Here is an 11703-nt window from a genome sequence, read left to right on the forward strand (position 1 = left end):
CGGGGTCGCCGCGGCGGGACCCGGCATCCGATGCTCCTCCCGCCGGGCGCGGGCGAAGAGCTCGGTCACGGCTCTCGTCGCACGCGGGCGCGGACAGTAGGCTCGGAATCGTGACTTCCCGCGCCCCGCTCTCCCGCAAGCTGTCCGCCATCGCCGAGTCCGCGACCCTCAAAGTCGATGCCAAGGCCAAGGCCCTCCAGGCCGCCGGTCGACCGGTCATCTCGTACGCGGCCGGAGAGCCCGATTTCGCCACCCCGTCCTACATCGTGGATGCCGCGGCGAAGGCGCTGCAAGACCCGAAGAACTACCGCTACACGCCCGCCGCCGGTCTCCCGGTGCTGCGCGAGGCCATCGCCGCCAAGACGCTGCGCGACTCGGGCCTCGAGGTCGCGCCCTCGCAGGTCATCGTCACCAACGGCGGCAAGCAGTCGGTGTACCAGGCGTTCCAGACCGTGGTGAACCCGGGCGACGAGGTGCTGCTCCCGGCTCCGTACTGGACGACCTATCCCGAAGCCATCGCCCTCGCCGAGGGCACGCCCGTCGAGGTCTTCGCCGGCGCCGACCAGGACTACAAGGTCACCGTCGCCCAGCTCGAGGCCGCCCGCACCGACAAGACCACGGTGCTCGTCTTCGTGTCGCCGTCGAACCCTACCGGCTCGGTCTACACCCCCGAAGAGACCGCCGAGATCGGCCGCTGGGCCCTCGAGCACGGCATCTGGGTCATCACCGACGAGATCTACCAGAACCTCACGTACGAGGGCGTCCGCGCCGTGTCGATCGTCGAGGCCGTGCCCGAGCTCGCCGACCAGACGATCCTCGTCAACGGCGTCGCGAAGACCTACGCCATGACCGGATGGCGCGTGGGCTGGATGGTGGGACCGGCGGATGCCATGAAGCTCGCCGGCAACCTGCAGTCGCACCTGTCGAGCAACGTCAACAACGTCGCGCAGATCGCCGCGGCGGCCGCCCTCACCGGGCCGCAGGACGAAGCCGAGCAGTTCCGTCTCGCCTTCGACCGCCGCCGCCGGCTGATCGTGGCGGAGCTGTCGAAGATCGACGGCGTCGAGGTGCCCAACCCGCTGGGCGCCTTCTACGCCTACCCCGACGTGCGGGGCCTGCTGAACCGATCCTGGGGCGGAGTGACCCCGACCACCTCTCTCGAGCTCGCCGACCTGATCCTCGAGCAGGCCGAGGTGGCCGTGGTGCCGGGTGAGGCCTTCGGCCCGAGCGGGTACCTGCGCCTGTCCTACGCCCTCGGCGACGACCAGCTCCTCGAGGGCATCCAGCGCCTCCAGCGCCTGTTCGCCTGAGCCCTCGCCTCCGGCCGATGCCGGTCACCCGTCGCGGTGACCGGCATCGCTGTTCGTTCGCCGGCGCTGCGCACGCCGAGCCGTCGCGCGGAGATGCCCGCCGACACACCGCACCCACAGCATCCGGAACCGGCGTGTCACCCGCGTACTCCGCCCTGCGGCACAGCACGACCGGGCGAGCCGCCCGGGACTACAGCTCGACGTTGATCAGGACGGGCTCGGGCTGCAGGACGAGGCCGAACTCCGACGCCACGCGGTTCTGCACGAAACGCGCGAGCTCGGCGATCTCGGCCGCCGTCGCCTCGCCGCGGTTCGTCAGAGCCAGCGTGTGCTTCGTCGACAGGCCCGCGCGCGAGCGCGGGAACCGGAAGCCTCGGCGAAGCCCGGCGTTCTCGATCAACCACGCCGCGCTCACCTTGACGTCACGCGCGACGACGGGGGGCGGGGGCAGGATGCCGTCGAAGGCGGCGAGCGGGATCACCGTCACCGGATCGAGCACCGGCGCGAGGGGCCACTTCGGGCACTCCGCGGGAAGGGTGCGCGCGAAGGCCTCTGAGACGATCGCGTTCTGGAAGAACGAGCCGGCACTCCAGGTGTCGGGGTCTTCGGCGTCGAGCACCATGCCCTTTCGAGCGCGGGTCGCGAGCACGTGGTCCCGGATCCACCGCAGCGACACCGCCTGATCGGGCTCGAGCCCCAGGGCGCCGCGCAGCTGCTCTCCCGCGATGGGCCGCTCCTCGCCGCCCACACGCTCGAGTTCGAGGGTCACCGACAGGATGACCGCGGGCCGCTCGGGCACCGAGCCGTAGTGGTGCTTCAGCACCGAGGTACGAAAGCCCAGGCCGAGCTCCGAGGCCGGAACGGTGGCGACCTCGCCCGTCGACTCGTCGATCAGCTCCACCTCGACGAGGGTCTGCACGATCTCCTGGCCGTACGCCCCGACGTTCTGCACGGGCGCCGCGCCGACCGTGCCGGGGATACCCGACATGGCCTCGATGCCCGCGAGTCCGCGCTCCACCGTCTCGGCGACGAGGGCGTCCCAGTCGTGGCCGGCCTGCACCCTGAGCCGCACCGTGTCGGCGCGCGAGCCCGGCAGCTCGTCGATGCCGGTCGTTCGCACCCGGATGACGGTGCCCTCGAACGGCTCGTCGCCGACGAACAGGTTCGACCCGCCGCCGAGGACGAACCACGGCTCGCCCTGCGCCCACACCTCGCGCAGTGCGCCGACCAGTTCGTCGGGCGTCTCGGCCTCGACGAGACGGGCGGGTTCACCCCCCGTCCGCAGGGTGGTCAGCCGAGAGAGGGGAACGGGGGTGATCTCGGGCATCAGGTCAGCCGCACCCGCACCTGCGCCTTGCCGAGGACGGTGGTCTCGGCGAACGTCACGGTGAGGTCGATGCGCGCGGTCTCGTCGTCGACGGCTCCGACCTTGGCACTCACGTGCAGGTCGGCGCCGGTCTCGGGGTCGACGACCACGGGGCGCGTGAACCGCACGCCGTACTCGGCGATGCGACCGGAGTCTCCCAGTGCCTCGGCGAGCGTGCCGACCGCGATGCCCATCGTGAGCATGCCGTGCGCGAGCACGCCGGGGAGGCCCACGGCGGCGGCCACGTCGTCACGGTAGTGGATGGGGTTGAAGTCGCCCGACGCACCGGCATAGCGCACGAGCGACTCGCGGGTCAGGTGCACCGATCGCTCGGCGACGACGTCTCCGACGGTGAACGCGCTCATGCTCCGGCCTCCCCGGCGAGGAGGACACTGGTGGTGGTCACGACGTGGGCGCCATCGGCATCCACGATCTCGGCCTCGCTCGTGATCATGGCGTTGCCGCCCATGGTGCGGATGCCGGTGACCGACTGCGTCGCGACGAGTTCGTCGCCCGCGACGATCGGGCGCGTGTACCGGAAGCGCTGCTCCGCGTGCACGAGACGCGAGAGCTCGATGCCCGAGTCGGGCTCGGCGAGCAGCTGCTGGAGCGCGAGATCCTGGACGACCATCGCGAAGGTCGGCGGCGCCACCACGTCGGTGTACCCGAGGGCGCGGGCGGCCTCGGGGTCGGAGTGCTGCGGGGCGTCGGCGAAGACGGCGCGGGCGAACTCACGCACCTTCTCGCGGCCGACCAGATAGGGAGCGGTCGGCGGGAAGACTCGACCGACGAGTTCGGGGTTCACGGGCACTCCCCCAGTCTACCGAGCGGGCCCGTGAGACCGGGGGTGTCAGCGCTGGTGGCGGCCGCGCACGGCCTTCACCGCGATCTGCGAGGCGATGAAGACGAGGAAGATCGAGAACAACACGTTGGCGACGAAGGGGTCGACGGCCTTGGCGATCTGCGCGCCCACGGCGGTCGTCGCGCACGCCGCGAGCCCGACGCACAGCGCCGCCGGCAGGTCGACGTTCGACCGGCGCAGGTTTCCGACCGTCCCCGACACCGCGGTCGGGATCATCATGAGCAGCGAGGTGCCCTTGGCGACGAGGTCGCTGGTTCCGAAGAACAGGAGCAGGGCGGGGACGACGATGATCCCGCCGCCGACACCGAGCAGCCCGGCCAGGATGCCGGTGATCACACCGAGCAGCGCGAGCCCGGGGCCGGTGATCCAGGTGAGTTCGAGCTCGGCGTCGCGAGAGGGGATGACGAAGTACAGGCTCACGATCACCGCGAGGAGGAAGGCCACGAAGGCCCAGCGCAGGGCCGTCTGCGAGAGCTTGGGCAGCAACCAGGTGCCGATCTGCGCTCCCCCCACGGCCCCCGCTGCGAGGATGAGGGCCGGCAGCCATGCGACGTGCCCGTCGACGGCGTAGGTGATGACACCGACCGACGCCGTGGGAACGATCGCGGCGAGAGAGGTTCCCGCGCCGAGGCGCTGGTCGAAGCCGAGCAGGAGCACGAGCAGAGGAACGATGACCGTGCCGCCGCCCACGCCGAACAGGCCCGACATGAGTCCCGCGAGCAGACCCACGCCGACACAGACGGCGTAGAAGCGGGCGGTGCGGGGCGGGCGGATGGCGGTCGTCACGAAGCGATTCCTCGGGGTCGGGGCGGGTCCGATCCCGCCGGCATCCAGTGTCCCACCGGTGCGCCCCCCACCCGGACGAGGCGGGAGAAGAAAGCGGCCCCCGGTGGTCCGAAGCCGCGTCCACCGGGGGCCGTCGCCCTCACAGGTCAAGCAGGACGGTGACCCGAACACCGGACTGCGACCACTCGCGTGAGGGTGCGACAAGATGACGATAAATCCCGTCATTCCCGGGCCGGGACCGCTTGACACCGATTACTCATACTGCTAACTATTCAGTCCACTGAATTCTTGGTACCGCTCCCGGGAATGCGCGAGCGGGCGCACCGGTTCTGCACTCGCATGACAACCGTAGGAATCATCGGAGCAGGACACATCGGCTCGGCCCTCGCCAAGGGCTTCGCGAAGAACGGCTACGACGTCGTGATCGCGAACTCCCGCGGACCGGAGACCCTCGCCGATCTCGTCGCCGAGGTGGGCGACAAGGCGCGCGCCGCCACGGCACAGGATGCCGCGGAGGCCGGCGACATCGTCGTGGTCACCGTCCCGCTGAAGGCGATCGACGCCGTGCCCGCCGCTCCTCTCGCCGGCAAGACCGTGCTCGACACCAACAACTACTACTTCGAGCGCGACGGCCACATCGCCGCTCTCGACGAGAAGAAGACCACCACGTCGCAGATGCTGCAGGAGCACCTGCCCGAGTCGACCGTCGTGAAGGCGTTCAATCACATCCCCGCCGCGGACATCCTGACCGACGGCGCTCCCGCCGGCTCCGAGAACCGTCGTGCCCTCGCCACCTCGAGCGATTCCGACGAGGCCGTCGCCCTCGTGACCCGTATCTACGACGAGTTCGGTTTCGACACCGTCAACGTCGGCCCCCTCAGCGAGAGCTGGCGCGTCGAGCGCGACCAGCCCGCCTATGTCGTGCGCCAGAACGCCGACGAACTCGCGCAGAACCTGGCCCGCGCCGCGCGCTGACCTTCCACCCCCGGCCGCAGGACACGCATAAACGCGATCCGCGCTCGTAAACGCTCTCTACACGCGTTTATGGGCGCGGATCGCGTTTATGCGTGAGTACCGGGCCAGCGCGTCGCCGACGGCAGGCGCACGCCGGGCCAGGCACACACGGAGCCGGGCACACACGGAGCCGGGCACACGCGAAGCCCGGCACACGCGGAGCCAGGCACACGCGGAGCCAGGCACACGCGAAGCCGGGCACACGCGGAGCCGGGCGCGTGCGAAGACAGGGACGCGGGGGGGGCGGTCGCGCTCAGAGCGCGGCGAGCGCCTGGTCGACGTCGGCGACGAGGTCGTCGACCGACTCGATACCCACCGACAGGCGAACGATGGTGTCGGGCACCGCGAGTTCGGTACCGCGAACGGAAGCGTGGGTCATGGCATCCGGGTAGTTCACCAGCGACTCGACGCCGCCGAGCGACTCCGCCAGAGTGAACAGACGCGTCGACTCCGCGAAGCGGCGGGCGGCCGCGCCGTCGGCGAGCGCGAGCGAGACGATGCCGCCGAAGCCGCTCATCTGGCGCGCCGCCAGCTCGTGCCCGGGGTGCGAGGGCAGACCGGGATAGTAGACCTGCGCGACCCGATCGTGCCCGGCGAGATGCTCGGCGACGGCCTGCGCGTTCGAGCTGTGGCGCTGCATGCGCACGGCGAGCGTCTTGATACCGCGCGTGGTCAGGTACGCGTCGAAGGGACCCGACACCGCGCCCGCCGCGAACTGCAGAAACTGCACCTTCTCGGCGAGCGCCGCGTCGGCGAAGGCCAGCGCTCCGCCCACGACATCGCTGTGCCCGCCGAGGTACTTCGTCGCGGAGTGCACGACGACGTCGGCACCGAGCGACAGCGGCCGCTGCAGAGCGGGCGAGGCGAAGGTGTTGTCGACCACGACGATCGCGCCGGCCTCGTGACCGAGTCGGGCGAGACCCGCGATGTCGGTGATCCGCAGCATGGGGTTGCTGGGAGTCTCGACCCACACCATTCGCGGCGCATGCTCCGCGATGGCGGCGGCCACGGCATCCAGATCGCTCATGTCCACGACGCGCAGCTGCACGCCCCACGGCCCCAGCACCCGCGCGAGCAGACGGTAGGTACCGCCGTAGACGTCGTTGCCGAGGAGGACCTCGTCACCCGGGACGAGGGCGGCGCGCAGCAGGGCATCCTCGCCCGCGAGACCCGAGGCGAACGCCAGCGCGCGCGTTCCCCCCTCGAGGGCGGCGATCTGCGTCTCGAGGGCGGTGCGCGTGGGGTTGCCGCTGCGGCCGTACTCGTAGCCGCCGCGAAGGCCGCCGATGCCGTCCTGCGCGTAGGTCGTCGAGACGTGGATCGGCGGGATGACCGCGCCGGTGGTCTCGTCGGGCGCCTGTCCCGCGTGGACGGCGAGGCTGTCGAAGCCGCGGGCGGCGTCATGGGTGCTCATGCGGAGTGCTCCTCGGAGGGGGTCGGGAGAAGGGATGCCACGGGTGCAACGTCGTAGCCGCGCTCGATCATCCAGTCGTCGTCGAAGATCTTGCTCAGGTAACCGCGACCGTGGTCGGGCAGGACGACGACGACCACGGCGTCGGCGGGGAGATCCCGTGCGACGCGGAGAGCTCCGACCACGGCCATTCCGCTGGAGCCGCCGACGAGCAGGCCCTCCTCGCGGGCGAGGCGACGGGTCATGGCGAAGGACTCGGCATCCGAGACGCGTTCGTAGCCGTCGACGAGGGAGGGGTCGAACGCGGGAGGCCAGAAGTCCTCGCCGACGCCCTCGACGTCGTAGCCGTGGATGTCGCCGCCCGAGTAGATCGAGCCGACCGGATCGACCCCGACGATGCGCACGGCCGAACCCGCGACCTCGCGCAGGTAGCGGCCGGTACCGCTGATCGTGCCGCCCGTGCCGACGCCGGCGACGAAGTGCGTGAGTCGACCGTCGGTGTCGCGCCAGATCTCGGGACCGGTGGTCTCGTAGTGGCTGCGCGGGCCGTTCGGGTTCGCGTACTGGTTGGGCTTGAAGGCGCCGGGGATCTCGCGGACGAGGCGGTCGGACACGCTGTAGTACGAGTCCGGGTCGTCGGGCTCGACGTTCGTCGGTGTGACGACGACCTCGGCGCCGTAGGCGCGCAGCACCGCCCGCTTGTCCTCGGCGACCTTGTCGGGAACGACGAAGACGCACCGGTAGCCGCGCTGCTGCGCGATGAGCGCGAGCCCCACTCCGGTGTTGCCGCTGGTCGGCTCCACGATCACTCCGCCCGGTTGGAGCAGACCGTCGCGCTCCGCGGCGTCGACGATGTTGGCCGCGATGCGGTCTTTCGCAGACCCGCCGGGATTGAAGTACTCGATCTTCGCGAGGACCGTCGCGGCGATGCCGTCGGTGACGCGGGAGAGGCGGACGAGGGGGGTGTTGCCGACGAGGTCGGCGACGCTCTGGGCGTAACGCACGATGGAGTCCTGAAGGTTGGTGCGCCCGGTGCGGGCGCGGCTGACGGGGTCGTCGAAAGGGAACGCGGGGCGTTCAGCGACAACAGCGACAGGTCAGCACGCCGTCAGCATACCCGAGGACTCCCGGTCACGACACGGCGCCGAGAAACTCCTCGAAACTCTGGGCGGGGCGACCTGTGACGCGCTCGACGTCGTGCGAGACGGCGGCTTGGTCGCCGCTCGCGATCGAGGTGTACGTGCTCACCCACGCATCGACCTGCCACCGTGGGGCCCCGAACGCCGCGCGCGAGGCATACGCCTCGTCGACCGTCTCGTCGACGAAACGCACCCGGTGCCCGCGCACCGCCGAGATCTTCTCGGCGACCTCGGCGAGAGTCAGGGCCTCGGGCCCAGTGAGGTCGTACGACGCGTCGGCGTGCGCTGCGGGATCGAGCAGCACCGCGACCGCCGTGGCCGCCACGTCGGCGCGCGAGACGAGAGAACAGCGGCCGTCCCCGGCGGGGCCCCGGATGACCCCGTCGTCTCCGGCGAAGAGCTCCATCATGTCCATGTAGAAGTTGTCGCGGAGGAAGGTGTACCTCATGCCCGAGGCGCGGATGATGTCCTCGGTGGCGGCGTGATCGCGCCCCAGCGTGAAGACGGCGTCCGGGGCAGCGGCGAAGAACGAGGTGTAGACGATCGAGCGCACCCCCGCGGCCGCGGCCGCCTCGACGAAGGTGCGATGGTGCTCGACGCGGTCGGCCGTCTCGGAAGCCGACACCATGAAGAGCGTCTCGACCCCCTGAAGCGCCGCGCGGGCGGCATCCGCGTCGGAATATCGGGCGACGTGCACCTCGGCTCCCTCGAGCGAGGGGGCACGCGAAACGTCGCGGACGAGCAGACGCTGGGGGATGCCACGGGCGGCGAGGTCACGCGCGACCCGACCCCCTACGGCTCCGGTGGATCCGGTGACGGCGATGACGGGCGGCGTGGACATTCGGCCTCCGGGGACGAGTGGGCGGTGCCTCCAGGGTAAGCCGGTTCTCCCTTCCCTCGGCCGGGACGCTCCTCAGGAGCGCGGAGCGATCAGGCGCGCCACGCGGACGCGCACCGAGGACGGGATGTCGTCCTCGCCGGCTCCGCGGGCGGCCGTCGCGACGGCGGCGGCCACCACGGCCGCGTCGTCCTCCGACGAGACACCGATGCAGACCGTGACGGCGCGAGTGCCGGCAGCGTCGTCGACGTCGGCGAGCGAGCCCTCGACGTCGGTCAGATGCTCGACGGCGCGGGCCACGACCGGACGCGCCGAATAGCACTCGCGCACCCCCTCGACGGCGGTCACGGCCAGGTCGATGCGCGGTGCGAGTTCTGCCGCGGAGATGGTCGTCATGAGTGTTCCCCCTCATCGAGGTGCACGTCGCCGACGGTGACGTCCACCCGTCCGACCCGAAGGTCGCCGTGTCGTTCGATGGCCGCGCGGATGCCGTTCCGCATCTCGTCGACCGCGATGTTCATCGCGCGGCCGAAGCGCACGCTGACGCTCACACGCACGTCGAGAGGGGCGTCGGGCTCGGGCTGGTCGAGTCGCACCCGACCCACCAGCAGCCCGTCGATGCCGTCTCCGACCGCGCGGATCAACTCGTAGAGCGCACCCTCGGTCACCACCAGTTCGGTTCCGTCGTCGGCGCGCGCGAGGGGGATGTCGCGTCCGGCTCGGAACTCGCGCATGACCTCGCGCATGATGCTGTCGTACCAGGATTCCGAGAGCGGCTCGGTCGCCTGCTCCTCCACGATCTCGCGGGACAGTCGGCCCATCCGCTCCATCGATGCCAGGATCGCCTGGCACTCCGCGTTGCGCTCGACGGCGGGGATCCGGGGGATGCGTCCGCGGTCGAGGTACGCCGAGAGGTCCTCGAGGGAGTAGCCCGACCCGCCGATGTCGTCGTTGTTCTCGCTCACTGGGGTCACCTCCACTCCTCCATGCGTTCCAGCACCGTTCTCCTCGCCCGGGCGAGACGCCCGCGCACCGTGGCGGCCGATTCGCCCACCTCGACGGCGATCTCGTCGTAGCTGTGACCACCGACCTCGCGCAGCACCCAGACGACGCGGAGTTCCTCCGAGAGCTCGCCGAGGACCTTCTTGAGCGCGTCCATCTGCGAGCTCGCCACGACCGCGCGTTCCGGGTCGTCTCGTCCCGAGACCATCTCCTCGTCGATCTCTTCCGAGATCTTTCGAGAGCGGAGACGGTCGGTGGCCTTGCGCGACACGATGGTCGTGAGCCAGCTTCGCACCTTCTCGGGATCCGTGAGATCGGGCAGACGTCGCCACGCCGTGATCAGCGCCTCTTGGACGCAATCGTCGGCGTCGGCCCGCGAGCCGGTCAGCCGGGTCGCGAAGGCGACGAGGAACGGCGCATGCCGACGCACCAGCACCCCGAAAGCGAGCTGATCGCCGTCGGCCGCGCGCGACGCGAGGAACGCGTCGGTGGCGGAGGTCAAAGAGGGCATCGAGATTCCTGTCGGCAATCGTTCCGTCTCGAGCCGTGACAGTTCACGAATCGAGTCCGTCCACATAGCGAAACACCCCGAGGTCGGAACACCCCGGGATCTTGACGGGAGGACGCTCGTCGTGGCATGTCGGGTTCCCCCGCGGCGGTCAACCCACCCGAGGGGTGTCGGCGACCGCCGGTATGGTCGGCTCATCCCCGACCCCGAAGGACACCCATGCGCATCGCCCTCACCGGTTCGTCCGGCAAGCTCGGCACCGTCGTCGCTCGCGAGCTGCGTGCCGCCGGCCACGACGTGATCGGTTTCGACGTCCGCGGCGAACGCGGCCCCGGCTTCGTGCAGGTCGACCTGACCGACTACGGCCAGGTCGTCGACGCCCTCACCGGGGTGAACGACCAGCACGACGGTTTCGAGGCCCTCGTGCACCTCGCCGCCATCCCGGCTCCCGGCATCCGCTCCGACATCGCCACCTTCCACAACAACATGGCGAGCACCTTCAACGTGTTCTGGGCCGCCACGCGTCTCGGCATCCACAAGATCGTGTACGCCTCGAGCGAGACCGTGCTGGGCCTCCCCTTCGACGTGCCGCCGCCCTACATCCCGGTCGACGAGGCGTACGCGCCGCGGCCCGAGTCGGTCTACTCGCTCGTGAAGACCCTCGAGGAGCGCCTCGCCGTGGAGTTGGTGCGCTGGAACCCCGAGCTGTCTATCACGGCCCTGCGGTTCTCGAACGTGATGGTCCCCGAGGACTACGCCGAGTTCCCCTTCGACGACGACGCCCGCACCCGCAAGTGGAACCTGTGGGGCTACATCGACGCCCGCGACGGCGCCCAGGCCGTGGAGCGCGCCCTCGAGACGGCCCCGGCCGGCTTCGACACCTTCATCATCGCGGCGGCCGACACGGTCATGACCCGCCCCAACGCCGAGCTCGTGGCGGAGGTGTTCCCCGGCGTCGCGACGCGCGGTGACCTGGGCGAGAACACCACGCTCCTCTCGATCGACAAGGCCCGCCGCCTGCTGGGCTACGACCCCCGGCATTCCTGGCGAGACGGGCGCTGACGCGCCGGCCCGGGTGCTCGTCGCCCGGGCCGAGGCCCCTCGCCGCGTGACAGACTCGCCCCATGGACGCCGACGCACGCACTCCCCCCTCTTCGCCGACGCCCGCGTCGGATGAGCCGGTCATCCCTCTGCCGAACGCGCGCGAGAAAGAGGTCAGCTTCGTCGCGCGCAGCGGTGCGGTGGTCACGCTCCGCCTCATCGACACGGGGCGCTTCGAGCTCAAGCTCGATACGCGAGGCGACTACACGGCCGTGCTCCTGCACGACGGAGAGACCTTCGAGCTGCACCCCGCGCCCGGCGTCCACGCCCTGGGCGGCACGGGCCTCACACCCACCCAGATCTACGAGGGGTTCTGACCCACGGCGCAAGCCCCGCGTTCAGGTCGTCGGCGCGGGATTGACTGAG

The 11703-nt window shown here is 70.6% G+C and carries 14 protein-coding genes; 4 read left to right on the plus strand and 10 right to left on the minus strand.

Annotated elements, in window-relative coordinates; genetic code table 11:
• Positions 1-110: 110 nt before the first annotated feature.
• Positions 111-1310, plus strand: coding sequence for a pyridoxal phosphate-dependent aminotransferase (locus tag NE358_RS13215; RefSeq protein WP_103205930.1), 1200 nt, complete (start codon positions 111-113; stop codon positions 1308-1310).
• Between the two features lie 190 nt (positions 1311-1500).
• On the opposite strand, the gene NE358_RS13220 is transcribed toward NE358_RS13215, so the two are convergent.
• Genes NE358_RS13220 through NE358_RS13235 form a run of 4 tightly spaced genes read right to left on the minus strand, consistent with a single transcriptional unit; the run spans position 1501 to position 4324 of the window.
• The gene (locus tag NE358_RS13220) at positions 1501-2637 is read right to left on the minus strand and encodes a UDP-N-acetylmuramate dehydrogenase (RefSeq protein WP_289939224.1); all 1137 of its coding nucleotides are present in this window, start codon (positions 2635-2637) and stop codon (positions 1501-1503) included.
• A complete protein-coding gene (locus NE358_RS13225; RefSeq protein WP_103205928.1) occupies positions 2637-3041 on the minus strand; it encodes a MaoC/PaaZ C-terminal domain-containing protein in 405 nt (134 codons plus the stop codon). The genes NE358_RS13220 and NE358_RS13225 overlap by 1 nt, the downstream gene beginning before the upstream one ends.
• Entirely contained in the window at positions 3038-3487 is a 450-nt protein-coding gene (locus NE358_RS13230; RefSeq protein ID WP_116239247.1) for a MaoC family dehydratase N-terminal domain-containing protein, read from the minus strand. The genes NE358_RS13225 and NE358_RS13230 overlap by 4 nt, the downstream gene beginning before the upstream one ends.
• A 39-nt stretch (positions 3488-3526) precedes the next feature.
• Positions 3527-4324 (minus strand): sulfite exporter TauE/SafE family protein, encoded by a 798-nt coding sequence (locus NE358_RS13235; protein ID WP_103205926.1) that lies wholly within the window; start codon positions 4322-4324, stop codon positions 3527-3529.
• Positions 4325-4663: 339 nt separating this feature from the next.
• Between NE358_RS13235 and NE358_RS13240 the strand changes: the two genes are divergently transcribed.
• The gene (locus tag NE358_RS13240) at positions 4664-5299 is read left to right on the plus strand and encodes an NADPH-dependent F420 reductase (protein WP_103205925.1); all 636 of its coding nucleotides are present in this window, start codon (positions 4664-4666) and stop codon (positions 5297-5299) included.
• A 292-nt stretch (positions 5300-5591) separates the two neighbouring features.
• Here NE358_RS13240 and NE358_RS13245 read toward each other — a convergent pair whose 3' ends face one another.
• The 6 genes from NE358_RS13245 to NE358_RS13270 all read right to left on the minus strand — a co-directional run bounded on the left by NE358_RS13245 (position 5592) and on the right by NE358_RS13270 (position 10239).
• Positions 5592-6752 (minus strand): cystathionine gamma-synthase, encoded by a 1161-nt coding sequence (locus NE358_RS13245; protein ID WP_289939232.1) that lies wholly within the window; start codon positions 6750-6752, stop codon positions 5592-5594.
• Positions 6749-7753 (minus strand): pyridoxal-phosphate dependent enzyme, encoded by a 1005-nt coding sequence (locus tag NE358_RS13250; protein WP_289939234.1) that lies wholly within the window; start codon positions 7751-7753, stop codon positions 6749-6751. Before NE358_RS13250 ends, NE358_RS13245 begins: the two co-directional genes overlap by 4 nt.
• A gap of 127 nt (positions 7754-7880) precedes the next feature.
• Positions 7881-8729, minus strand: a complete 849-nt coding sequence (locus NE358_RS13255) for an SDR family oxidoreductase (protein ID WP_103205922.1) — start codon at positions 8727-8729, stop codon at positions 7881-7883.
• Between the two features lie 72 nt (positions 8730-8801).
• Positions 8802-9122: a hypothetical protein gene (locus NE358_RS13260; protein ID WP_141377649.1), complete on the minus strand. Its 321-nt coding sequence runs from the start codon at positions 9120-9122 to the stop codon at positions 8802-8804.
• Positions 9119-9691 carry an Asp23/Gls24 family protein gene (locus tag NE358_RS13265; RefSeq protein WP_103205920.1) on the minus strand — a complete coding sequence of 191 codons (573 nt, stop codon included), beginning with the start codon at positions 9689-9691 and terminating at the stop codon, positions 9119-9121. Before NE358_RS13265 ends, NE358_RS13260 begins: the two co-directional genes overlap by 4 nt.
• Before the next feature lie 5 nt (positions 9692-9696).
• A complete protein-coding gene (locus tag NE358_RS13270) occupies positions 9697-10239 on the minus strand; it encodes an RNA polymerase sigma factor (protein WP_103205919.1) in 543 nt (180 codons plus the stop codon).
• 216 nt (positions 10240-10455) lie between these two features.
• Here NE358_RS13270 and NE358_RS13275 point away from each other — a divergent pair, with 216 nt between their 5' ends.
• Complete coding sequence (locus tag NE358_RS13275; protein WP_289939241.1) at positions 10456-11298, plus strand: NAD-dependent epimerase/dehydratase family protein; 843 nt, start codon at positions 10456-10458, stop codon at positions 11296-11298.
• Positions 11299-11360: 62 nt separating this feature from the next.
• Positions 11361-11654 carry a hypothetical protein gene (locus NE358_RS13280; RefSeq protein WP_103205917.1) on the plus strand — a complete coding sequence of 98 codons (294 nt, stop codon included), beginning with the start codon at positions 11361-11363 and terminating at the stop codon, positions 11652-11654.
• Positions 11655-11703: the final 49 nt, after the last annotated feature.

The organism is Sphingomonas sp. G5 (assembly GCF_052660795.1).

Bases quoted from the DNA above. Each gene is read 5' to 3' on its own strand.
- NE358_RS13275 (WP_289939241.1), top strand. From the start codon at position 10,456: ATGCGCATCGCCCTCACCGGTTCGTCCGGCAAGCTCGGCACCGTCGTC.
- NE358_RS13260 (WP_141377649.1), bottom strand. From the start codon at position 9,122: ATGACGACCATCTCCGCGGCAGAACTCGCACCGCGCATCGACCTGGCC.
- NE358_RS13280 (WP_103205917.1), top strand. From the start codon at position 11,361: ATGGACGCCGACGCACGCACTCCCCCCTCTTCGCCGACGCCCGCGTCG.
- NE358_RS13270 (WP_103205919.1), bottom strand. From the start codon at position 10,239: ATGCCCTCTTTGACCTCCGCCACCGACGCGTTCCTCGCGTCGCGCGCG.
- NE358_RS13220 (WP_289939224.1), bottom strand. From the start codon at position 2,637: ATGCCCGAGATCACCCCCGTTCCCCTCTCTCGGCTGACCACCCTGCGG.
- NE358_RS13225 (WP_103205928.1), bottom strand. From the start codon at position 3,041: ATGAGCGCGTTCACCGTCGGAGACGTCGTCGCCGAGCGATCGGTGCAC.
- NE358_RS13240 (WP_103205925.1), top strand. From the start codon at position 4,664: ATGACAACCGTAGGAATCATCGGAGCAGGACACATCGGCTCGGCCCTC.
- NE358_RS13255 (WP_103205922.1), bottom strand. From the start codon at position 8,729: ATGTCCACGCCGCCCGTCATCGCCGTCACCGGATCCACCGGAGCCGTA.
- NE358_RS13245 (WP_289939232.1), bottom strand. From the start codon at position 6,752: ATGAGCACCCATGACGCCGCCCGCGGCTTCGACAGCCTCGCCGTCCAC.